Origin of the sequence: Burkholderia sp. RF2-non_BP3, from assembly GCF_001522185.1 — a bacterium.
Lineage (GTDB): Bacteria > Pseudomonadota > Gammaproteobacteria > Burkholderiales > Burkholderiaceae > Burkholderia > Burkholderia diffusa.
Window position 1 is genome coordinate 205088 of record NZ_LOSU01000043.1, and the last position, 22434, is coordinate 227521.

The window sequence follows — 22434 nt, forward strand, 5'->3', positions numbered from 1 at the left end:
CCGCCGACGATGAAGATTGCGATTCTCGGCGCCGGTGCGATGGGCTCGCTGTTCGGCGCGCTGCTGGCCGAGCACGGCGAGGCGGTCACGCTGATCGACGTGAACGATGCGCATCTCGATGCGATCCGCCGCGACGGGCTGCGCATCGACGACGATCGCGGCGAACGCCGCATCCGCGCGCTGCAGGCCGTCCGGCCGGAAACGGCGAATGCGCAAGCAAGCGCGTCGCCCGACGACCCGTTCGATCTGCTGATCGTTTTTACGAAATCGCTGCACACGCGTGCGGCGCTCGACGGCGTGCGCGCATTGTTGACGTCGCGCACGTACGTGCTGACGCTGCAGAACGGCCTCGGCAACGTCGAGACGCTGAACGCGTTCGTGCCGCTCGAGCGGATTCTGGTCGGCGTCACGACGTGGCCGGCCGACTTCGCCGGCGCCGGGCACGTGCGCTCGCACGGTGCCGGCGCGATCCGCATGATGACGGCCGATGGCGCGGCGCGCCCGTTCGCGGCGGCCGTGGCCGACGCGCTGTCGCGTGCCGGGCTCGCGTGTTCGCTCGATGCCGACGTGTGGGCCGCGATCTGGGAAAAGGTCGCGTTCAACGCAGCGCTCAACACGCTGTGCGCGGCGACGGGCTGCACGGTCGACCAGCTCGGCCGTGAACCCGACGGCCCACGGCTCGCGCTGGCGATCGCGGCGGAGACGGCCGCCGTCGCGCGCGCGAAAGGCATCGCGGTGGACGGCGAGCGCATCGCGCGCAACGTCGAGCATGCGATTTACGCGCATCGCGGCCATCGGCCGTCGATGCTGCAGGACGTGCTCGCGGGCCGCCGCACCGAGATCGACGCGATCAGCGGCAAGGTCGTCGCGGCCGCGGGCGAGGCGGGTATCGCGGTGCCGCATACCGATACGCTGCTCGCGCTCGTCAGGCTGATCGACGCGCAGCGCGACTGAGCAACACGCCGGCGGCGGGCTCGCGCCGCATGCAGGCGGTGTCGCCGGATCGGATTGGATTGGACGAGACGGGGGCCGGCGCCGATGCACGGATGCCGACCGCCCGTGCAACACGAGATCCGGGCACGCGCAAGCGCCAGCCCGGGCAACTGGAGACGCCATGAAAGTCATCGAATGCCGTTGTCTTGCCGCGCGCCGTGCGCGCACGTTGCCGCCGACGCGTGGCGCACGGGAGGTCGCATGAGCACGCGCGACGGATTGCAGCCGCCCCCGGTCGACATCGGCGCGACGCTCGACGACGGACCGTTCACGACGATGCAGCGTTGCGTGGTGCTGCTCGCCGCACTCGCGATCGTGCTCGACGGCTTCGACGGGCAGTTGATCGGTTTCGCGATTCCCGTGCTGATCCGCGAATGGGGGATTACGCGCGGCGCGTTCGCGCCGGCGGTGGCCGCCGGGCTGATCGGGATGGGCATCGGCAGCGCGTGCGCGGGCATCGTCGCGGACCGTTTCGGGCGCCGCCAGGCCGTGATCGGCAGCGTGTTCCTGTTCGGCATCGCGACCTGCGCGATCGGCTTCGCGCCGGATGTCGCGACGATCGCGATGCTGCGCTTCTGCGCGGGGCTCGGGATCGGTGGCGCGCTGCCGACGGCCACGACGATGACGGCCGAATACACGCCCGCGCGGCGCCGCACGATGATGGTGACGGCGACGATCGTCTGCGTGCCGCTCGGCGGCATGCTGGCCGGGCTGTTCGCGCACGAAGTGCTGCCGCGCTACGGCTGGCGCGGGCTGTTCTTCGCCGGCGGCGCGCTGCCGCTCGTGCTCGGCTTCGTGCTCGTGCGCGCGTTGCCCGAATCGCCGCGTTTCCTGGCGCGTCGCCCCGCGCGCTGGCCGGAACTCGGCGCGCTGCTCGCGCGTATGCAGCGGCCGGTCGCGCCCGGCACCGCGTTCACCGATCTGCGCGATGCACGTGCACCCGGCGCACGAGGCGGGTTCGGCGCGCTGTTCGCCGGCGGCCAGGCGCGCGACACGATCGCGCTGTGGTGCGCGTTCTTCATGTGCCTGCTCGCCGTGTATGCGGCGTTCAGCTGGCTGCCGACGATGCTCGCCGCGAGCGGGCTGAGCGTGTCGGTCGCGGGCGCCGGGCTCACCGCGTACAACCTCGGCGGCGTGATCGGCGCGCTGCTGTGCGCGTGGGCGATCGCGCATGCGGGTTCGCGCTGGCCGCTCGCGCTGTGCAGCATCGGCGGCGCGGCGAGCGCGGTGTGGCTGATGGGTGTCGATGCGGGGCGCCACACGGGCTGGCTGATCGTCGGGCTTGGCGTGCACGGGTTGTTCGTCAACGCGGTGCAGTCGACGATGTATGCGCTGTGCGCTTACATCTATCCGACGGCGGTGCGCGCGACCGGCACCGCGAGCGCGCTCGCGTTCGGCCGGCTCGGCGCGATTCTCAGCGCGTTCGCGGGCGCAATGGTGATCACCGCGGGCGGCGCGACGGCGTACCTGACGATGCTGGCCGCGGCGATGAGTGTGGTGTGCGTCGCGCTGCTCGCGATGCGGCGGCACATTCCGCGGCTCACGCGCGAACGCGCGTTGCCGCGCGACGGGGAGGAACTGGCCCGCACGTCGTCGTGACGCGCGGGCGCATGATGCACGAGCGCGTTACAGCGTGGTGCGCACGTGCCAGAGCTCGGGGAACAGCACGACGTCGAGCATCTTGCGCAGATACGGCGCGCCGCTCGTGCCGCCGGTGCCCTGCTTGAAGCCGATGATGCGCTCGACGGTCGTCACGTGACGGAAGCGCCACTGGCGGAACGCGTCCTCGAGATCGACGAGCTCCTCGGCCATCTCGTAGAGCTCCCAGTGCTGCTGCGGGTGACGGTAGACCTCGAGCCACGCGGCTTCGACGGTTTCGTCGTGCCGCATCGGCTGCGTCCAGTCGCGCTCGAGCCGCTCGGGTGCGATCGGGAAACCGCGCCGCGCGAGCAGGCGCACGACCTCGTCATAGAACGACGGCGCCTCGAGCGTCGCGCGCACCTGTTCGAGGATGTCGGGCCGGTGCGCATGCGGCTGCAGCATCTGCACGTTCTTGTTGCCGAGCAGGAATTCCAGCTGCCGGTACTGATACGACTGGAAGCCCGACGACTGGCCGAGGTACGGCCGCATCGCCGAATACTCGGACGGCGTCATCGTCGACAGCACGTTCCACGCCTGCACGAGCTGCTCGAGAATGCGCGACACGCGCGCGAGCATCTTGAACGCGGGCGGCAGCGCGTCGCCGCGCACCGCGTCGAGCGCGCCGCGCAACTCGAACAGCGCGAGCTTCATCCACAGCTCGCTCGTCTGATGCTGGATGATGAACAGCATCTCGTTGTGATCGGGCGACAGCGGATGCTGCGCGTCGAGGATCGAATTCAGCGACAGGTAGTCGCCGTAGCTCATCGATTTCGAGAAATCGAGCTGCGCGTTGTGCCAGCCGGCTTCGTCCGAGGCATCGCCCGGCACGTGCGGTGCTTCGTGTGCCGGTTGGGCCGCGCGTGCGCCCGAGAACGGACAGCCCGCCGGCGCGTCGCCGCCGGGTGGCTGCATATGACCAGAATTCACGACTCTCTCCAGAATTGAATGACGGGGCGCGGCGCGCAATCCGCATGTCACCGCGGCGCGCGCCGGGCAAAAAGCCGGTCAGGTCACCGCGCCGCGCTCGGCGAACTCGGGTGCCTTCCACGCATCGGTGGCCAGGATGTCGCGCAGCGTCTCGACGGCATCCCACACGTCGACGAAGCGCGTATAGAGCGGCGTGAAGCCGAAGCGCAGCACATACGGCTCGCGGTAGTCGCCGATCACGCCGCGCGCGATCAGCGCCTGCATCACCTCGTAGCCGTGCGGATGCTCGAAGCTCGCCTGCGAGCCGCGCTGGTGATGCGCGCGCGGCGTGACGAGCTTCAGCGACAGGCCCGCGCAGCGTGCCTCGACGAGCGCGATGAACGCATCGGTCAGCGCGAGCGACTTGCGGCGGATCGCGTGCATGTCGGTCTGCAGGAACACGTCGAGCCCGCATTCGACCATCGACATCGACACCATCGGCTGCGTGCCGCAGAGGAAGCGCGCGATGCCCGGATCGGGCGCGAAGTCCGGCTGCATCGCGAACGGCGCGCGATGGCCCCACCAGCCCGACAGCGGCTGCGAGAAGTGCGCGTGATGACGGTGCGGCACCCACACGAACGCCGGCGAACCGGGGCCGCCGTTCAGATACTTGTACGTGCAGCCGACCGCGCCGTCCGCCCGCGCGCCGTTCAGGTCGACCGGCACCGCGCCGGCCGAATGCGCGAGATCCCACAGCATCAGCGCGCCCGCGTCGTGCACGAGCTGCGTGACGGCCGGCATGTCGTGCATGTAGCCGGTGCGGTAGTTCACGTGCGTGATCATCGCGACGGCCGTGTCCGCGCCGAGCGCGTCGGGCAGGTCCGCCGGATCGTCGATCAGGCGCAGCTCATAGCCGCCGCCGAGCTGTTCGATCAGCCCTTGCGCGATGTACAGGTCGGTCGGGAAGTTCGAGCGCTCCGACACGATCACGCGGCGTTCCGGCGCGCGCTCGGCCTGGTGGCGCAGCATCGCCGACAGCAGCTTGAACAGGTTGATCGAGATGGTGTCGGTCACGACGGTCTCGCCGGGTGCGCCGCCGATCAGCGTCGCGAGCTTGTCGCCGAGGCGGCGCGGCAGCGCGAACCAGCCGGCGGTGTTCCAGCTGCGGATCAGGCCTTCGCCCCATTCGGCGCCGATCACCTGTTGCGCGCGGGCGGCCGACGCGCGCGGCTGCGCGCCGAGCGAGTTGCCGTCGAGATAGATCACGCCGTCGGGCAGCGCGAACTGGTCGCGCAGCGGGGCGAGCGGGTCGTCGCGGTCGAGGGCGAGCGCGTCTTCACGGGTCTTGATCATGATGTCGGGTCAGTGGTTCTCGGGTCAGTGGTTCGGTGAATCAGGAGGATCGGCCGGGCAGCGCGCGCAGCACCGCGCGCACGGGGCTCGCGTCCAGCGTCGCGAACTTCAGCGGCAGCGCGATCAGTTCGTAGTCGCCGGGCGGCACGTCGTCGAGCACGATCCCTTCGAGGATCGCCATCCGGTGCGCGCGCACGCGGTGATGCGCATCCATGGTCTTCGATTCCTGCGGGTCGAGCGACGGCGTGTCGATGCCGATCAGCTTCACGCCGCGCGCGGCGAGCACGTCGACGGTTTCGGGCGCGACCGCGCAGAAGCCGCTGTCCCATTGCTCGATGCTGGCGCGCGCATAGGTGCGCAGCAGCACGCGCGGCGGCACGCCGTCCAGCGCGGCGTCGATGTCGGCCGGGCGCACGACCGGCGACGCGCCGATGCAGTGGATCACGCGGCACGGGCCGAGATAGGTGTCGAGCGGCACCGCGCCGATCGGTGCGCCGTCGGCGTCGTAGTGGAGCGGCGCGTCGCAGTGCGCGCCCGTGTGCGGCGACAGCGTCAGGCGCGCGACGTTGACCGGCGAGCCGGCCTCCATCCGCCAGACGCGTTCGACGGAAACCGGCGTGTCGCCCGGCCACACGGGGGTGGCGGGGCTGACGGGCGGCGAGATGTCCCAGAGTGTGTCCATGGCATGACGAAGCGGTGAATCGATGCTTCGAATGATAGGTGGACGCTCGCAGAAAGTGCTTGCGAAATAAACATGGACAATCCGCCCGATTGGCAGATAATTCGACTCAGAGGGAAAACGGGGACCAAAAATGCACGCGATCACGCTCGATGCCACCGACTGCCGGATTCTGGCGGTATTGCAGGAGGAGGGCAGAATCAGCAATCTCGACCTGGCGGAACGGATCTCGCTTTCGCCGTCCGCCTGTCTGCGCCGGATGCGCCTGCTCGAGGAGCAGGGCGTGATCGAGCACTATCGCGCGTGCCTGAGCCGCGAGAAGCTCGGCTTCGAGCTCGAGGCGTTCGTGCAGGTGTCGATGCGCAACGAAGAGAATCAATGGCACGAGCGCTTCGCGGAAGCGCTGCGCGAATGGCCGGAGGTGGTCGGCGCGTTCGTCGTGACGGGCGAGAGCCACTATCTGCTGCGGGTGCTCGCGCACAACCTCAAGCACTACTCGGATTTCGTGCTGAACCGGCTCTACAAGGCGCCGGGCGTGATGGACATCCGTTCGAACATCGTGCTGCAGACGCTGAAGGACGAAGCGGGCGCGCCGGTCGGGCTGGCGCGCATGGGGGCGATCAAAGCGGTGTGAGGCCGTGGAAGCCGCCGCCGTGGAACACGAGCGGCGCCGCGGCATCCGACGCGGCCCGCACGCCGCAGCGTTCCACTTCGCCGACGAAGATCACGTGGTCGCCTTCGTCGTAGCGGCTGCGGTTGTGGCATTCGAACCACGCGAGCGCGCCGTCGAGCACCGGCATGCCCGAGTTGCCGGCCGCGTGCGCGATCCCTTCGAAGCGGTCGCCCTTGTAGGTCGAGAAGCGCTTGCACAGGTCGAGTTGCGACGCCGCGAGCACGTTCACCACGTAATGGCTGTTGTTGCGGAACACCGGGGTCGACGCCGATTTGTGCGCGAGGCTCCACAGCACGAGCGGCGGGTCGAGCGACACCGAGTTGAACGAGCTCGCGGTGATGCCGATCAGCTGCCCGGACGGCGCACGCGTCGTGATGACCGTGACGCCGGTCGCGAACTGCCCGAGCGCCTGGCGAAAGGCGGCCGAGTCGAAATCCGGCGGGGTGGCGTGGTTCATCGGGCGGCCATCCGGAACGAAACGGACGGGCGCGGCGCGCGGCGGATGCAACGGGCGCGGCGGACGAAAGGCGACAAGGCCAGGGCGGTCGGTTGGGAAGTGGTGCGCATGGCCCGATTTTAGCGGAATCGCGACTGCCGGACCCGTGCGGACGGCGCATCGCGGGGCGAGCGTGAGGTAGCGAACACTGTCGCGCGACGCCGACGCCGTGCTGGAACGGTCGTTTTCGCGTCTTTCGTTGCGCGTCACACGAGGCCGCTCCCCGAGCCGCGCGCTAGGCCGTCGCCGCCAGCCCGAGCGACAGCGCACCCGTCAGGATCAGGCTGGACGCCCACACCGCATCGAGATTGAACCAGCTCCGCGCGACGAACTTCAGCCCGAGATAGCGGTACACGAGCCACGCGAGCACGCCGCCTGCGCCGATCATCGCGGCCGCGTGCACGGCCGCGACGACGAGTGCCATCCCGAGATGCGCATCGACGAGCGTGGCCGCCGCGCGATGGCCGGCGTCCCGGTCGAGCCCGCAGAGCCCGAGGTAAATCGGCACCAGCATCAGCCCCGCGCCGTGCGCGAGCGCAACCGCGAACGACCACAGGCCGAGCCGCGCGGGCGGAATCCGCGCGAGCGCACGCGGATGCCGCCGCCGGATCAGCAGCACCACGCCGAAGCCGATCACGAGCGCGCTCGCGCCGATCCGGATCGCCGACTGCCACGCAAGCAGCGCGGCAAGCAGCCCGAACGGCAGCATCACCATGAATACCGCGAGCGCATGGCCGAGCGCGAGATAGCCGAGCGCGGCGACGAGCGCGCCGTCGCGGCGCGTCATCAGCGCGTTCGACACCGCGAGCGGCCAGCCCATCGCCGGATTGAGCCCGTGATAGACGCCACTCGCGAGCACGGCCGCCCACAGCGCGAGCGGCGCGGAGAGGCCTGCGCTCAACGCTTGACCGACGGATAGCAGAACGAGTCGGTCGAGCAGTCGCCGCCTTCGAGCCGGATCTGGTGCGCGCGATAGCCGTCGGGGAACTCGACCCAATAGTCGTCGGCGAGCGTCAGCCCGCCGTCCGGCCCCGCATGCGCGAGCACCTGCGCGGCCGGCACGCCGTCCGGATAGAACTGGTCGTCCCACGTCGAGTAGAGCGAGTTGGTCCAGTACACGCGGCGGCCGTCGCGGCTGATTTCCACCATCTGCGGGCCGCCGGCGAACGCGCGGCCGTTCTTGTGCGGCGCGCGGCGCACGATCCCGCCGATACGCACCGACCCCGCGAGCACCGGGTGATGCGGATCCGACACGTCGTACTGGCGCATCTCGCCGGTGCCCCAGCACGACACGTACAGGAAGCGGTCGTCGAGCGACAGGTCGATGTCGGTCACGAGCGGCGGCACCGCGCCGAAACTCTTGAGCAGCGGCGGCAGTTCGTCGGCCGCGGCCGGTTCGGGCGGAATCGTCGCGGTCTTCTTCACATGAAACTGGCCGTCCTCGCGCCACCAGGTCCAGATCGATCCTTCGAGCGTGGTCGTGTCGACCACGACGCCGACGAAACCGTATTCGCGTACCGGATCGTGCGCGGGCCGCACCTCGAGCGCCATCTGGTGATGCGCGCCGAGATCGATCGTCTGCACGTTGCGCCGCGCGCGCAGGTCCCAGAAATGCAGCCGGTGGCCGTAGCGGTTCGCGAGCAGGTCTTCCGGCACGATGCCGTTCTCGAATTGCGGCGGCAGCGCCCATTCGCTCGACACCATGTAGTCGCGCGGCAGGTTCCACCAGAAGTCGTAATGCTTGTCCTGCGGGCCACGGTCGATCTCCCAGCGGCCGAGCACGTCGAACGTCTCGCAGTCCATGATGAAGATGCCGGGCGCGCCGTCGGTACCGTCCTTGCCCGCACCGCCGAGCGTGCTCACGTAAATGCCTTCGGGGCCGCAATGAACCGTATGCGGCCGCGAATAGCCGGTCTTCGCGAACACATCGTCGGGCTCGATGATCTTGTGGATGCGCGCCTGCGTCGGGTGCGGCTTCGTGTCGATCACGTAGATCCGCGACGAACGCAGGCCCGGGATGATCAGGAAGCGGCGCTCGAGGAACGCGTGGCCGGTCAGCGGCGACAGCGACGACGAACACGCATTCCAGCCGAAGTGGTGGAATTCGTCGCCGGTGTTCGGCATCGTCACCGTGTGCACGATCTTGCCGTAGGTCGCCGAGCCGGGTTTCACGTCGATCACGGCGAGTGCGTCGGGTCTGGAAAAATCGGAGCTCAGCAACAACGTATAGGCGAATTCCTCCGCCGGCGCCTGCATCGCAAGTTCCGGCGAAGCGTGAAATGTCGGGTCAGGCCGCATGCTCATCGTAGTGCCTCTTTCGGTCGAATCGGATCACGGGCGCACGGACGTTCGCTGCGAACGTGCGGGTCGAACGGGTTGCGTGACGGGAACGCACGGGCGGCCTCGCGCGATTGGAGGACGCGCCGCGCGGTACATCAGGTCGGGAAAGGAGGGAAAGGCGGTGCGCCGGATCGCCGCGCACGCAGCGCAACGGGCGCACGGCGGCGCGAGGGCGCGGGCGCGGTGAAAGCGCCGGCGGTCGGGCCCGCGATGCGGGCGAATTCTGCTGAGGCGTGCATATCGATGTTCCGGCGGATGATGTTGGCATCAGGACGGGCATGCATCGGACGCTGCGCGCAGCCGGACGGTGTGCCGTCACGGCGAAGCGTGCCTAAGTGTAGACGAGAAACGCGCGGCCGGTGGTGCGCGGCACGCATGCGGTTCTGCCGGATTCGCGCACGAGTGAGATACTTGAACGCTGCCGCTGCGCACCGGGCAACCGGGCCGCAGCCGGGCAGCGGCGATATGGACCGGCGATGCCGGCGCGCGCCCGCGTGCCGGCCGTCGTCATCAACGAGGTGATGATTTCATGGTGAACGAGATGCTTGAAACCGCGACTGTTGGCGGCGGGTGCTTCTGGTGCACGGAGGCCGTGTTTCTCGACGTCGACGGCGTGACGGCCGTCCAGTCGGGCTATGCGGGCGGCCATACGCGCAATCCCGGCTATCGCGACGTATGCGAGGGCGATACCGGTCACGCGGAGGTCGTGAACGTGACGTTCGATCCGGCGCGCATCGGTTATCGCGAGATCCTCGAGATCTTCTTCGCGACGCACGATCCGACCCAGCTGAACCGCCAGGGCAACGACGTCGGCACGCAATACCGTTCGGTCGTGTTCACGCATTCGGACGCGCAGCGCGACGTCGCGCTCGACGTGATCCGCGAACTGGAGCGCGAGCAGGTGTTCGGGCAGCCGATCGTCACGCAGGTCGTGCCGCTCGACGACAACTACTGGCCGGCCGAGGACTATCACCAGAACTATTACGCGCGCAATCCGGGGCAGGGCTACTGCTCGGTCGTGATCGGGCCGAAGCTCGCGAAATTCCGCCAGAAGTTCTCGCACCGGCTGAAGTCGCTGCGCGGCGCGTAATCGGTTTGCCGGCGCGGTTCGCCGGCGCGCAAACGGCGCCCGCGCCCGCGATGCTTACGCCGCCTCGCTGCGCCAGTGCGCGCACGCGGCGGCGATCTCGCGCGCGAGTGCAAGGCACGACAGCGGCGCAGAGCCTTCCGCCTTGTTGTTGATCGTGATGATCACGGGCTGTCCGGCCAGCGCGTAGCGCGCGGCCAGCTCGGCGAGCGCCGAGCGCGTGGCCGGATCCTCGTCGACGAGCTTGTCGAACGGCTCGTATTTCGCTTTGGCCTGTTCGTACTTGAAGCCGCCATGCAGGCTCCAGCGCACGATCAGCGGGCCCGGTGCGTCGCCGTCGAGCAGCGCGAGCGCGGCCGCCTGGCGCAGCGGGTCGGGCATCCGCGCATGCAGGCCGACGCAGTAGCGCACGCCGAGCGCCGCGAGCGCGCGGATGAAGCGTGGCGTGAGCAGGCTCGCGTCGCGGATCTCGATTGCGTAGCGCGTGCCGTCGGCGTCCGTCGGCAGCGTCGGCAGCGCCGCGAAGAACGCCGACAGCCGGTCGATCAGCGCGGCCGGTTCGGCGAGCAGTTGATCGGGCATTGGAGAAAACTGGAACACCAGCACGCCGGCCTTCCTGCCGAGCCCTTCGAGGCACGGCTGCACGAATTCGCGAGTGGCGAGCTGCGCGTCGAGAAAGGTCGGATTCGGGCCCGACGGCTCGCCGCGCCGGCCGCGCACGACCGCATCGGTGACGGACGCCGGCGCCTTCACGACGAAGCGGAAGTCGTCCGGCACCTGTTGCGCGTAGCGCAGGTAGTCGGCCACCGACAGCGGTCCGTAGAACGACCGGTCGAGGCTCACGCTCTTCAGCAGCGGATGTGCGCCGTACGCCTCGAGCCCCTCGCGAGACAGCTTCGTCTGCGCGAAATCGCCGTCGTAGACGATGCCGTCCCAGCCGGGGAAATACCACGACGACGTGCCGAGCCGCACGTTCGGCGGCAGCGCGGCCGCGGCGGCGGCGACTTCCGCGGAAACCGGTGCGGGCGGCACGCCGCGCCGACGCCGGGCCTTCTTCGGCGGCGCGGCCGGCGGCGGTTCGTCCCACAGCATGCCGGAGGCGGGCGGCGGTTCCGGTTCCTGGTCGGCGGGAAGGCGGGGCGATGCACGGCCGGCGCGTGCGGGCGACTTTGCCGGTCGCTCGGTGTCGTGTTCGTCAGGCGTCGCGCGATCGCCGGCGCCTGCGGGGTTGTCGTCGTGCGCGGGCGCGGACGCGCGTGCGTCGTCGGGCGACGCGCCGAACAGGTCGAACTGCCCGTCGGCGTGCGACTCGTCCGGTTCGTCGCGCTGCTGTCGTTGCGGCGGCGTGCCGCGCCGCGTCCTGCCGTCACCCATGCATGCCCAGCGTGAAGTGCCGCCTAGCGCGGCAGCGTGTGTTCGTACATGTAGCGCCGCGACCACGGCAGCGTTTTCGCGCTGCGTCCGGCCTTGCGGCACACGATCTGGAAGATCGACACGTCGTCGTGCTCGAACGCATACGCGCAACCGGCGAGATACACGCGCCAGATGCGGAATTTTTCGTCGTCGACGAGCGTGCGCGCCTCTTCCGCCTTCGCCTCGAAGTTCTCGGTCCAGATTTCGAGCGTGCGCGCATAGTGCCGCCGCAGGCTTTCGACGTCAATCGCCTCGAGCCCGCCGCGCTGCGCCGCTTCGAGCGCGAGGCTGATGTGCGGCAGCTCGCCGTCCGGGAACACGTAGCGGTCGATGAATTCGCCGCCGCCGAGCGCCGTTTCGCCGCTTTCCGCGTCGGTCGACGTGATTCCGTGGTTCATCGCGATGCCGTCGTCGGTGAGCAGATCGTGCACGCGCGAGAAATAGAGCGGCAGGTTCTTGCGGCCGACGTGCTCGAACATCCCGACGCTCGTGATGCGGTCGAACTGTCCCTCGATCTCGCGGTAGTCCTGCAGGCGGATCTCGATCTTGTCCTCGAGCCCGGCCGCTTTCACGCGCGCGGTCGCGAGATCGAACTGGTTCTGCGACAGCGTCACGCCCAGGCACGTCGCGCCGAACTTCTGCGCGGCGCGCAGCACGAGCGCGCCCCAGCCGCAGCCGATGTCGAGCAGGCGCTGGCCGGGCTCGAGCTGGATCTTGGTCAGGATATGGTCGATCTTCTTGATCTGGGCGGTCGAGAGATCCTCGTCGCCGTTCTCGAAGTACGCGCACGAATACACCATGTTTTCGTCCAGCCACAGCTGGTAGAACGCGTTCGAGACGTCGTAGTGATACTGGATCGCCTTCCTGTCGGTGTTTTTCGTGTGATTGAAGTAGCGCTTCACGCGCGCGAGCTTGCTTGCGCTGGTGACCGTGCTGCGCGCGAGCGAGTAGCTGATGTTGATGATGTCCGACAGCCTGCCCTCGATGTCGATCTTGCCCTTCACGTACGCCTCGCCGAGATTGTCGAGGCTCGGTTCGAGCAGCAGCGGCAACGCCGACGCGCTGTTGACCTTCAGCGTGACCTGCGGCGCGCTGAAGGTGCCGAAATCGAGTTGATCGCCGTTCCACAGCACGAGTCGCGCCGGTATGTTCGCTTTCGCCCGTACTTCGTCCGCCCACTGTGCCAGCTTCTTTTCCCAGAACATTTGGATTCTCCGTTTGTTCGTTGAATCGAATACAGCCAAGTATCTTGACCGGCGCCCATGCCTTGCGACGTGGGCGCCCGGATGCAACACGAGACACGGCCGGCGCGCGCCGGCACTGCGGCAGCCGCGCTTACGGCGACAGGCGCGAGATCGTCCAGCCCGACCCTGCCGCGGCGTCGCGCGTATAGAGCAGGCGGTCGTGCAGCCGCGACGGGCGGCCCTGCCAGAATTCGATCGCGTCAGGCACGACGCGGTAACCGCCCCAGTGCGGCGGGCGCGGCGGGTTCTCGCCGTAGCGTTCGGTCACGGCCTTTTCGCGCGCTTCGAGCGTCGCGCGGCTGTCGATCACGGCACTCTGCTCGGACGCCCACGCGCCGATGCGCGAGCCGAGCGGGCGCGACGCGAAATAGCGGTCGCTTTCGTCGGCGCTGGTTTTCTCGATCCGGCCTTCGATGCGCACCTGGCGCTCGAGCTCGATCCAGTAGAACAGCAGCGCCGCATGCGGATTGGCGGCGAGATCGCGGCCCTTGCGGCTTTCGTAATTGGTAAAGAAGACGAACCCGCGTTCGTCGACACCCTTGATGAGCACGATTCGGGCCGACGGCCGGCCGTCGTCGCCGACGGTGGCGAGCGTCATCGTGTTGGGCTCGGGGAGCTTGGCGGCGAGCGCCTCCTTGAACCAGCGATCGAACTGGGCGAAGGGGTTGGGGGCGGCATCGGCTTCGTCGAGCGAAGCACGCGAATAATTGATACGGAGATCGGCGAGAGTCGTCATGTTATGCAAACGCTTCAATCTGGGGCCAGTATAGCGAACGCGCGAGAATCGTGCGTGCACAGGGACGCGTGTCGGCGGGGAGTTCAGGCAAAATAGAGGGCTGCACGACTTACGTTTTCCTTGCTGCCATGTCCGCTGCCGACACTGCCCCGCACAGTTCCTCTGATCTTACCCCGAGCCCGACAATCCAGCTTGACGTGGATCGCGAGCGCCGCTTCGGCGGCATCGCGCGCTTGTACGGCGCCCCCGCGCTCGCCGCGTTCGAACGCGCGCACGTCGCCGTGATCGGCATCGGCGGCGTCGGGTCGTGGACGGCCGAGGCGCTCGCGCGCAGCGCGATCGGCACGCTGACGCTGATCGACCTCGACAACGTCGCGGAAAGCAATACGAACCGGCAGATCCATGCGCTCGACGGCAATTACGGCAAGCCGAAGGTCGACGCGATGGCCGAGCGGATCGCGCTGATCGATCCCGCGTGCCGTGTGAACCGGATCGAGGATTTTGCGGAACCCGACAACTTCGACGCGCTGCTCGGCGGCGGCTTCGACTACGTGGTCGACGCGATCGACAGCGTGCGCACGAAGGTCGCGCTGATCGCGTGGTGCGTCGCAAAAGGGCAGCCGCTCGTCACGGTCGGCGGCGCGGGCGGACAGCTCGACCCGACGCGCATCCGCATCGACGATCTCGCGCTGACGATCCAGGATCCGCTGCTGTCGAAGGTGCGCGCGCAGTTGCGCAAGCAGCACGGCTTTCCGCGCGGGCCGAAGGCGCGTTTCAAGGTGAGCGCCGTGTATTCGGACGAGCCGCTGATCTATCCGGAAGCGGCCGCGTGCGACATCGAGGACGGCGCGGAGCCGTCCGCCGCCGCGCATGTCGCGGGGCTCAACTGCGCGGGGTTCGGTTCGAGCGTATGCGTGACCGCGAGCTTCGGCTTCGCGGCCGCCGCGCATGCGCTGCGGGCAGTCGCGGCGCGCGCCGCGGGCTGATCGGCGAGCAGATCGACACGCGGAGGAATGTCGCGGCGCGGCAGATCCGCCGTGCCGCGACAAGGCGATTCGGCCAGGCCGTCGCGGCCCGGCCGGTCGTTCGTCAGTTGAGCGCCATGCTCAGCTTGCGCCGCCATGCGGCGACGAGTTCGGGGCGATCGCCCGCCAGCTCGAACACCGAGATCATCGTGCGGCGGCCGAGGTCGTCGCCATACGCGCGGTCGCGCAACACGATTTCCAGCAACTGCTCGAGCGCGCCTTCGTATGCGCGTCGCGCGATCAGGCTCTGCGCGAGGTCGAAGCGTGCGTCCAGATCGGCCGGATTCGCCGCGATGCGCGCTTCGAGCGCGTCGGTCGGCGGCAGGTCGGCCGTCGCGTCGAGCGCATCGAAACGGGTCTTGATCGCCTGGTAGCGCGGATCGCCGCTCTGTATGGTCTGCGGCGACAGGCGCTCGGCCTCGGCGCGCGCGGCGTCCACCTGGTTGTTCGCGAGCAGCAGTTCGACCAGGTCGAGCCGTGCATCGTCGAAGCCGGGGTTCAGCGCGAGCGCCGCTTCGAGGTGGGTCAGCGCATCGTCGTAGCGCGATTCGGCGATCGCGTCTTGCGCGGCGCGGCGCTCGGCTTCGTCGGGCGCCGGCAGCAGCCGGTCGAGGAACGCGCGCAACTGGCCTTCCGGCAGCACGCCGATGAACTGGTCGACGGGACGCCCGTCGGCGAACGCGATCACGTGCGGGATGCTGCGTGTCTGGAAGTGCGCGGCGAGTTCCTGGTTCTCGTCGACGTTCACCTTCACGAGCTTCCAGCGGCCTTCGTAGTCGGCTTCGAGCTTTTCGAGCAGCGGACCGAGCGTCTTGCAGGGGCCGCACCACGGCGCCCAGAAGTCGACCAGCACGGGCGTGTCCAGCGACGCCTCGATGACGTCTTTCTCGAAAGTGGCAAGCGTGGTGTCCATGTCGTTCTCTTCCGTTCGAATGTCGTCAGGATGGGGGCAGCGTGCCCCTTTTTCAACGCGGCTTCGATTCGGGCAGCGGAATCCACTCGGTTTCGCCGGGCACCTTGCCCATTTCCTGGTTCGTCCACGCCTGTTTCGCGCGCTCGATCGCGTCGCGGCTGCTGGCGACGAAGTTCCATTCGATGAAGCGCTCGCCGTCGATCTTCGCGCCGCCCAGCAGCATCGCGCGCGCGCCGCCGCCGCCGCTCGCGAGCGTGACGGTGGCGCCGGGCGCGAGCACGGCCATCTGTTCGGCCGGCACCGGCGTGCCGTCGATCGAGAGGTCGCCGTCGACCACGTAGACCGCGCGCTCCTCGTGCGACGCGTCGAGTTCGAGGCGGCCGCCGGCCGCGAATTCGGCGGCCACGTACAGCGTGCGCGAGAACGTCGTGACGGGCGAGCGCAGGCCGAACGCGTCGCCGGCGATCACCGTCAGCGACACGCCGTTCTCGTCGCGCTTGGGCAGCGTGTCGGCCGCATGGTGCTCGAACGACGGCTCGGTGGTCTCGTGGGCGACGGGCAGCGCGACCCAGGTCTGGATCCCGTGCACCGTGTGGCCGCTCGCGCGCTGAGCGTCGGGCGTGCGCTCCGAATGTACGATGCCGCGACCGGCCGTCATCCAGTTCACGTCGCCCGGCACGATCTCCTGCAGCGAGCCGAGGCTGTCGCGGTGCAGGATCGCGCCGTCGAACAGATAGGTGACGGTGGCGAGCCCGATGTGCGGGTGCGGGCGCACGTCGAGCCCGGTGCCGGCCGGCAGCGTCGCGGGCCCCATGTGATCGAAGAAGATGAACGGACCGACGAGGCGCGCGGCGAGCGCGGGCAGCGTGCGGCGCACCTGCAGGTTGCCGATGTCGCGAACATGCGGCTTGAGCAGGGCTTTGATCGAATCGGTCATGGCGGGCCTCGTGGGCAACGGCTGGAATGCCGGTCATTGTACTGGCGGCGCGGTGGCGACGTGCGTGACGGGGCGCGGGCGCAATGTTTCCTCCCCGCGATGCGGACGTGCGGGCACGCGTCGTGCGGCCGCCATGTCGTTGCCCGTCGCCGATTCCATGCGCGCCGCGCGGGTATCGGGCCGCACGGCGAAATTGGGTAGACTGAGCGGCTTCAGGAAACCATCCGACAATTGAGGAGACGCCGATGATGGCCCCGAAGGACTTGCTGCTCGCGCTGGTCGTGATCCTGGCGTGGGGCGTGAACTTCGTCGTGATCAAGGTCGGCCTGCACGGCATGCCGCCGATGCTGCTCGGCGCGCTGCGCTTCACGCTCGCGGCGGTGCCCGCGGTGTTCTTCGTGCGTCGGCCGCAGATCCCGTGGCGGATGCTGATCCTGTACGGCGCGACGATCCAGCTCGGCCAGTTCGCGTTCCTGTTCACCGGCATGTACGTCGGCATGCCGGCCGGCCTTGCGTCGCTCGTGCTGCAGTCGCAGGCATTCTTCACGCTCGTGTTCGCGATGGTGTTCCTCGGCGAGCGGCTGCGCGTGCAGAACCTGATCGGGCTCGCGATCGCCGCGGGCGGGCTCGTGGTGATCGCGGCGCAGGGCGGCCGCGCGATGACGCTCGCGGGCTTCCTGCTGACCATCTGCTCGGCCGCGATGTGGGCGTTCGGCAATATCGTCACGAAGAAGGTCGGCAAGGCCAATCTGGTGTCGCTCGTCGTGTGGGCGAGCCTCGTGCCGCCCGTGCCGTTCTTCCTGCTGTCGCTCTGGTTCGAGGGGCCGCAGCGAATCGGCGCCGCGCTGGCCGGGCTCGACGGCGCGTCGATCTTCGCGGTCGTCTATCTCGCGTTCGTCGCGACGCTCGTCGGCTACGGCCTGTGGAGCCGCCTGATGTCGCGCTATCCGGCCGCGCAGGTCGCGCAGTTCTCGCTGCTGGTGCCGGTCGTCGGGCTGGCGTCGTCGGCGCTGCTGCTCGACGAGCATCTGACGGACGCGCAGCTGATCGGCGCCGCGCTCGTGATGGGCGGGCTCGCGGTGAACGTGTTCGGCGGAAAGCTGGTGCGCCGCTTCGCGACGTCGTGACGCGCCGGCACGCAGCGCGTGCCGGCGGCGGGGAAGGGCGGCCGGTCAGGCCATCCGGTTCTTCGCGAGCGGCGGATTCGCGGCGAAGTAACGCTTGATGCCGCGGAAGATCGCGTCGGCCATCTCGTCGCGATAGCTGTCGTCGTTGAGCCGGCGTTCTTCGTCAGGGTTGCTGATGAACGCGGTCTCGACGAGGATCGACGGAATGTCGGGCGCCTTCAGCACCGCGAACCCGGCCTGCTCGACCGAGCCCTTGTGCAGCTTGTTGATGCCGCCGACTTCCTTCAGCACGTAGTTGCCGTAGCGCAGCGAATCGCGGATCTGCGCGGTCGTCGACATGTCGAACAGCGCGCGGCTGACTGCCGCGTCCTGTGTCTTGATGTTGATGCCGCCGATCAGGTCGGACGAGTTCTCCTTGTTCGCGAGCCAGCGTGCCGCGGCGCTCGACGCGCCGTGATCGGACAGCGCGAACACCGACGAGCCGCGCGCGGACGGTGTCGTGAATGCATCGGCATGAATCGACACGAACAGGTCGGCGCCGACGCGGCGCGCCTTCTGCACGCGCACGTTCAGCGGCACGAAGAAATCCGCGTCGCGCGTCATCATCGCGCGCATGTTCGGCGCGCCGTCGATCTTCGCGCGCAGCTTCTTCGCGATGTCGAGCGCGATGTGTTTTTCGTACGTGCCGCCGCCGCCGATCGCACCCGGATCCTCGCCGCCGTGGCCCGGATCGATCGCGACCGTCAGCAGGCGCACGGTGCCGCCCTTGCCCGATTTCGGCGCGGTGAACTTGTAGGTGTCGCCGTCGTCTTCGCTGTCGTCGCGGCGTGCGATGACGGGCGGCGGCTTGACGGCCGGCTTCGCGGGCGCGGAAGGTGTCGCGGCGGCCGGCGGCGTGCGCGGGGTGGTCGGCGTGTTCTGCGCGAAGCGCTGGAAGAATGCGTCGCTGTTGTCGCCCGCGGCGGGCGGCGGCGCGGCGGGGCCCGCGAGCGTGGTCGGCGGCTGCACCTGCTGCGCGCGCGCGCTGTCGTTGAGCGCCTGCTCCTTGCGCTCCGTCTGCGCGATCAGGTCGGTCAGCGGATCGGGCGCGACGGCCGGATACAGGTCGAACACGAGCCGGTACTTGTAGGTGCCGACCGGCGGCAGCGTGAACACCTGCGGCTTCACCGAGCCTTTCAGGTCGAACACCATCCGCACGACGTGCGGTTGATACTGGCCGACGCGCACCGACTGGATCTGCGGATCGTTCGGCGCGATCTTCGACACGAGGTCGCGCAGCGCCTGGTCGAGATCGAGTCCGTTCAGGTCGACGACGAGCCGGTCGGGACCCTGCAACAGCTGTTGGCTATTCTGCAGCGGCTGGTCGGATTCGATCGTGACGCGCGTGTAATCGCGCGCGGGCCACACGCGCACGCCGAGCACCGACGATGCGTGCGCGAGCCGCGGCGCGGCGAGACCGAGCACCAGCGTCGACGCGCCCGCGCGCAGGATCTGACGGCGCCGCCAGTTGTGCGTCGCGGTAGCCGCCGATTCGATCGAGCGGAACGGTTTGATCAACATCTTTCGAGACATGCCTTTCCTGAAGCGCTGAACGCCCGGACGGTGAGGGCGCGGCCGTCGCCATCCACGTCGAGCGAGAAAACCAGATCGGGCACGCCGAGCAGGGTGCCCGCCTGTTGCGGCCATTCGACGAGGCAGATCGCGCTGGAATTGAAATATTCGCGAAAGCCGGCGTCGGACCATTCGGCCGGATCGTTGAATCGATACAGATCGAAGTGATAGACCTCAAGTTCCCCATCGTCGCGTGCGAATGCGTATGGTTCGACGAGCGTGTAGGTCGGGCTGCGCACGCGCCCGTGGTGGCCGAGGCCGCGCAGGATCGCGCGCACGAGGGTCGTTTTGCCCGCGCCGAGGTCGCCGATCAGCTGGATCTGCAACCCGTCGAACGCGTGTGCATGGGCGAGTTCGCTACGTGCCGCGTCGAGCGCGTGCGCGAAGCGGGTGCCGAAGGCCTCGGTCGCCGCTTCGTCGGCGAGTGCGATCACGCGCTCCGCGAGCGGGACGGGCAGCGTGTCGGCATGAGGCGTATGGGGCGTGGCTGGCATTCTCGTAAAATAGTGCGATGAACCGATTACCGGAACTCGCCGCATCCGACAGACCTTCGACACGTGCCGAAGGCGCGACGCCATGCGCGCTCGATGATGCGACGTTGACAGCGCTCGCCGCGCGCATCAGGGCGTGGGGGCGCGAATTGGGTTTCGGGGCGATCGGCATCAGCGATACCGATCTCTCGGATGCCGAAGCGGGCCTCGCCGCCTGGCTGGAAGCCGGGTACCACGGCGAAATGGATTATATGGCGAAACACGGGATGAAACGCGCGCGGCCGGCCGAACTTGTGGCCGGTACGCGACGCGTGATCTCGGCGCGACTCGCCTATCTGCCGGCCGAAACGCTCGCCGCCGACACCCCCGACGCGTCATCCGGCGCGCTCGTGCCGCACGACTGGCGCGCACGCGAGCGCGCGCGTCTCGACGATCCGCAGGCGGCCGTCGTGTCGATCTACGCGCGCGGCCGCGACTATCACAAGGTGCTGCGCAACCGGCTTCAGACGCTCGCGGAGCGCATCGAGCGCGAGATCGGCGCATTCGGCTACCGCGTGTTCACGGATTCGGCGCCGGTGCTCGAGGTCGAGCTCGCGCAGAAGGCCGGCGTCGGCTGGCGCGGCAAGCACACGTTGTTGCTGCAGCGCGACGCGGGTTCGCTGTTCTTCCTCGGCGAGATCTACGTCGACGTGCCGTTGCCGACCGACGCGCAAACCGCGCCCGACGTCGCGCCCGAGACGCCCGGCGCGCACTGCGGCAGTTGCACGCGCTGCATCGGTGCGTGCCCGACCGGCGCGATCGTCGAACCGTATCGCGTCGACGCGCGCCGTTGCATTTCCTACCTGACGATCGAACTGAAAGGCAGCATTCCGGAGCCGCTGCGGCCGATGATCGGCAACCGCGTATACGGCTGCGACGACTGCCAGCTCGTGTGCCCGTGGAACAAGTTCGCGCAGGCCGCGCCCGTCGCCGATTTCGACGTGCGGCACGGGCTCGACCGCGCGACGCTCGTCGAGCTGTTCGGCTGGGATGCCGACGCGTTCGACACGCGCATGCAGGGCAGCGCGATCCGGCGCATCGGATACGAAAGCTGGCTGCGCAATCTGGCGGTCGGCCTCGGCAATGCGTTGCGCGCACCGGCCGACCGGCTCGCGCCCGATGCGCGCGACGCGATCGTCGCCGCGTTGCGTGCACGGGCCGACGATCCGTCGCCGGTCGTGCGCGAGCATGTCGAATGGGCGCTGCGTGCCGCATGAAGGCGGCGTAAAGTGTCGTCGGCGCGCGGGGGCGCCGCGCGTTTCACCGGTGAGGAGAAGCTCATGTTCAACGCAGTCATCGACGCACCGTTCGGCAAGGTCGGCATTCGCACCGATGCCGCGGTGGTGCGCGAGATCGTCTATCTGCCCGAGTCGGTCAAATCGGTCGATCCGGACTCGCCGCTCGCGCAGCGCGCGGTCGAGCAGATCGAACGTTATTTCGAGCGCGCGTCGGCGCGTTTCGACCTGCCGCTCGCCGACGTCGGCAGTGCTTTCCAGCATCGCGTGTGGAACGTGATCAGCGACATTCCGCCGGGCACGGTGCTGACCTACGGGCAGGTCGCGAAGCGGATCGGCAGCGCGCCGCGCGCGGTCGGCCAGGCGTGCGGCGCGAACTATTTCCCGCTCGTGATTCCGTGCCATCGCGTCGTGGCGGCAGGCGGCCTCGGCGGCTTCGCGAACCACGACGACAATGGCTATTACCAGAAAGTGAAGCGCTGGCTGCTGGCGCACGAAGGCGTGCCGTACTGATGAGTGAACCCTTGCTTTCCCCCGATTCCGACTCCGCGCCCGACGCCAATGGCGACGAGGCCGCGGCTTCGCCCGCGCTGCTCGCGAGCCGCGCGTCGATCGACGTGTTCTGCGACGCGCTGTGGCTCGAACACGGGCTCGCGCGCAACACGCTCGATGCGTACCGACGCGATCTGATGCTGTTTTCGCACTGGCTGGCCGCGACGCACGACGCGTCGCTCGACTCGGTCGACGAAGCGATGGTGACCGGCTACATCGCCGCGCGCAGCGACGGCAAGGCGACGTCGTCGAACCGGCGGTTGTCGGTGTTCCGTCGCTATTACGGCTGGGCCGTACGCGAGCATCGCGCGAGCGCGGACCCGACGCTGCGGATCACGTCGGCGAAACAGGCCGCGCGGTTTCCGTCGACGCTGTCCGAGGCGCAGGTCGAAGCGCTGCTCGGCGCGCCCGACATCGGAACGCCGCTCGGCCTGCGCGATCGCACGATGCTGGAGCTGATGTACGCGAGCGGGCTGCGCGTGAGCGAACTCGTCACGCTGAAGACCGTCGAGGTCGGGCTCAACGAGGGCGTCGTGCGGGTGATGGGCAAGGGCTCGAAGGAACGGCTCGTGCCGTTCGGCGAAGTCGCGCACGGCTGGATCGAGCGCTACCTGCGCGACGCGCGGCCCGCGCTGCTCGGCGCGCGCGCGGCCGACGCGCTGTTCGTGACCGGACGCGGCGACGGGATGACGCGCCAGCAGTTCTGGAACATCATCAAGCGCCACGCGCAGCAGGCCGACGTGCGCGCGCACCTGTCGCCGCATACGCTGCGGCACGCATTCGCGACGCATCTGCTGAACCACGGCGCCGACCTGCGTGTCGTGCAGTTGCTGCTCGGCCACAGCGACATCTCGACCACGCAGATCTACACGCACGTCGCGCGCGAGCGGCTGAAGACGCTGCACGCGCAGCACCACCCGCGCGGCTAGCGCGGCGCGCGTCG

22 protein-coding genes are annotated in these 22434 nt (G+C 68.9%); 9 read left to right on the top strand and 13 right to left on the bottom strand.

What is annotated here, in order from left to right; genetic code table 11:
* Nucleotides 1–9: 9 nt before the first annotated feature.
* Together WS45_RS22845 and WS45_RS22850 are read left to right on the top strand one after the other, a co-directional pair.
* Nucleotides 10–954, top strand: a complete 945-nt coding sequence (locus tag WS45_RS22845; RefSeq protein ID WP_059701807.1) for a ketopantoate reductase family protein — start codon at nucleotides 10–12, stop codon at nucleotides 952–954.
* A 240-nt stretch (nucleotides 955–1194) separates the two neighbouring features.
* Complete coding sequence (locus tag WS45_RS22850; RefSeq protein ID WP_059701960.1) at nucleotides 1195–2592, top strand: MFS transporter; 1398 nt, start codon at nucleotides 1195–1197, stop codon at nucleotides 2590–2592.
* A 27-nt stretch (nucleotides 2593–2619) separates the two neighbouring features.
* Here the strand turns inward: WS45_RS22850 and kynA are convergent, their stop codons facing one another.
* From kynA to kynB, 3 genes are all read right to left on the bottom strand, one after another.
* Nucleotides 2620–3546 (bottom strand): tryptophan 2,3-dioxygenase, encoded by a 927-nt coding sequence (kynA, locus tag WS45_RS22855; protein ID WP_059701808.1) that lies wholly within the window; start codon nucleotides 3544–3546, stop codon nucleotides 2620–2622.
* Between the two features lie 93 nt (nucleotides 3547–3639).
* The gene (gene kynU, locus WS45_RS22860) at nucleotides 3640–4893 is read right to left on the bottom strand and encodes a kynureninase (RefSeq protein WP_059527860.1); all 1254 of its coding nucleotides are present in this window, start codon (nucleotides 4891–4893) and stop codon (nucleotides 3640–3642) included.
* Between the two features lie 40 nt (nucleotides 4894–4933).
* On the bottom strand, nucleotides 4934–5575 hold the full coding sequence (gene kynB, locus WS45_RS22865; RefSeq protein WP_059701810.1) for an arylformamidase: 642 nt from the start codon (nucleotides 5573–5575) through the stop codon (nucleotides 4934–4936).
* A 130-nt stretch (nucleotides 5576–5705) separates the two neighbouring features.
* Between kynB and WS45_RS22870 the strand changes: the two genes are divergently transcribed.
* Entirely contained in the window at nucleotides 5706–6206 is a 501-nt protein-coding gene (locus WS45_RS22870; RefSeq protein WP_044844460.1) for an Lrp/AsnC family transcriptional regulator, read from the top strand.
* Here the strand turns inward: WS45_RS22870 and WS45_RS22875 are convergent.
* The 3 genes from WS45_RS22875 to WS45_RS22885 all read right to left on the bottom strand — a co-directional run bounded on the left by WS45_RS22875 (nucleotide 6193) and on the right by WS45_RS22885 (nucleotide 9045).
* A complete protein-coding gene (locus WS45_RS22875) occupies nucleotides 6193–6702 on the bottom strand; it encodes a flavin reductase family protein (RefSeq protein WP_059465659.1) in 510 nt (169 codons plus the stop codon). The two genes, WS45_RS22870 and WS45_RS22875, sit on opposite strands and share 14 nt — an antisense overlap.
* Nucleotides 6703–6976: 274 nt before the next feature.
* Entirely contained in the window at nucleotides 6977–7642 is a 666-nt protein-coding gene (locus WS45_RS22880; RefSeq protein ID WP_059690586.1) for a hypothetical protein, read from the bottom strand.
* The gene (locus tag WS45_RS22885; protein ID WP_059701812.1) at nucleotides 7639–9045 is read right to left on the bottom strand and encodes a selenium-binding protein SBP56-related protein; all 1407 of its coding nucleotides are present in this window, start codon (nucleotides 9043–9045) and stop codon (nucleotides 7639–7641) included. The genes WS45_RS22880 and WS45_RS22885 overlap by 4 nt, the downstream gene beginning before the upstream one ends.
* A 565-nt stretch (nucleotides 9046–9610) precedes the next feature.
* On the opposite strand from WS45_RS22885, the gene msrA reads away from it, so the two are divergent.
* On the top strand, nucleotides 9611–10171 hold the full coding sequence (msrA, locus tag WS45_RS22890) for a peptide-methionine (S)-S-oxide reductase MsrA (protein ID WP_059701814.1): 561 nt from the start codon (nucleotides 9611–9613) through the stop codon (nucleotides 10169–10171).
* Between the two features lie 54 nt (nucleotides 10172–10225).
* On the opposite strand, the gene WS45_RS22895 is transcribed toward msrA, so the two are convergent.
* From WS45_RS22895 to pdxH, 3 genes are all read right to left on the bottom strand, one after another.
* On the bottom strand, nucleotides 10226–11542 hold the full coding sequence (locus tag WS45_RS22895) for a DUF72 domain-containing protein (protein WP_059701816.1): 1317 nt from the start codon (nucleotides 11540–11542) through the stop codon (nucleotides 10226–10228).
* A gap of 23 nt (nucleotides 11543–11565) precedes the next feature.
* Nucleotides 11566–12786, bottom strand: coding sequence for an SAM-dependent methyltransferase (locus WS45_RS22900; RefSeq protein ID WP_059527843.1), 1221 nt, complete (start codon nucleotides 12784–12786; stop codon nucleotides 11566–11568).
* Between the two features lie 130 nt (nucleotides 12787–12916).
* A complete protein-coding gene (pdxH, locus tag WS45_RS22905) occupies nucleotides 12917–13561 on the bottom strand; it encodes a pyridoxamine 5'-phosphate oxidase (protein ID WP_059527840.1) in 645 nt (214 codons plus the stop codon).
* A 128-nt stretch (nucleotides 13562–13689) separates the two neighbouring features.
* Between pdxH and tcdA the strand changes: the two genes are divergently transcribed.
* Nucleotides 13690–14547 (top strand): tRNA cyclic N6-threonylcarbamoyladenosine(37) synthase TcdA, encoded by an 858-nt coding sequence (tcdA, locus tag WS45_RS22910; protein ID WP_059527837.1) that lies wholly within the window; start codon nucleotides 13690–13692, stop codon nucleotides 14545–14547.
* Nucleotides 14548–14650: 103 nt separating this feature from the next.
* Here the strand turns inward: tcdA and trxA are convergent, their stop codons facing one another.
* Together trxA and WS45_RS22920 are read right to left on the bottom strand one after the other, a co-directional pair.
* A complete protein-coding gene (gene trxA, locus WS45_RS22915; RefSeq protein ID WP_059527834.1) occupies nucleotides 14651–15499 on the bottom strand; it encodes a thioredoxin in 849 nt (282 codons plus the stop codon).
* A 52-nt stretch (nucleotides 15500–15551) separates the two neighbouring features.
* Nucleotides 15552–16436, bottom strand: coding sequence for a pirin family protein (locus tag WS45_RS22920; RefSeq protein WP_059701818.1), 885 nt, complete (start codon nucleotides 16434–16436; stop codon nucleotides 15552–15554).
* Nucleotides 16437–16684: 248 nt separating this feature from the next.
* Here WS45_RS22920 and WS45_RS22925 point away from each other — a divergent pair, with 248 nt between their 5' ends.
* On the top strand, nucleotides 16685–17563 hold the full coding sequence (locus WS45_RS22925; protein ID WP_179949149.1) for an EamA family transporter: 879 nt from the start codon (nucleotides 16685–16687) through the stop codon (nucleotides 17561–17563).
* A gap of 45 nt (nucleotides 17564–17608) precedes the next feature.
* Here the strand turns inward: WS45_RS22925 and WS45_RS22930 are convergent, their stop codons facing one another.
* Nucleotides 17609–19135, bottom strand: a complete 1527-nt coding sequence (locus WS45_RS22930; protein WP_059527826.1) for an N-acetylmuramoyl-L-alanine amidase — start codon at nucleotides 19133–19135, stop codon at nucleotides 17609–17611.
* Nucleotides 19117–19668, bottom strand: a complete 552-nt coding sequence (gene tsaE / locus WS45_RS22935) for a tRNA (adenosine(37)-N6)-threonylcarbamoyltransferase complex ATPase subunit type 1 TsaE (RefSeq protein WP_059701820.1) — start codon at nucleotides 19666–19668, stop codon at nucleotides 19117–19119. The genes WS45_RS22930 and tsaE overlap by 19 nt, the downstream gene beginning before the upstream one ends.
* A 17-nt stretch (nucleotides 19669–19685) precedes the next feature.
* Between tsaE and queG the strand changes: the two genes are divergently transcribed.
* From queG to xerD, 3 genes are all read left to right on the top strand, one after another.
* A complete protein-coding gene (gene queG / locus WS45_RS22940; RefSeq protein WP_059690578.1) occupies nucleotides 19686–20921 on the top strand; it encodes a tRNA epoxyqueuosine(34) reductase QueG in 1236 nt (411 codons plus the stop codon).
* 63 nt (nucleotides 20922–20984) lie between these two features.
* Nucleotides 20985–21452, top strand: coding sequence for a methylated-DNA--[protein]-cysteine S-methyltransferase (locus tag WS45_RS22945; protein ID WP_059701962.1), 468 nt, complete (start codon nucleotides 20985–20987; stop codon nucleotides 21450–21452).
* On the top strand, nucleotides 21452–22420 hold the full coding sequence (gene xerD, locus WS45_RS22950) for a site-specific tyrosine recombinase XerD (protein WP_059701822.1): 969 nt from the start codon (nucleotides 21452–21454) through the stop codon (nucleotides 22418–22420). The genes WS45_RS22945 and xerD overlap by 1 nt, the downstream gene beginning before the upstream one ends.
* The last annotated feature ends 14 nt before the right edge of the window (nucleotides 22421–22434 follow it).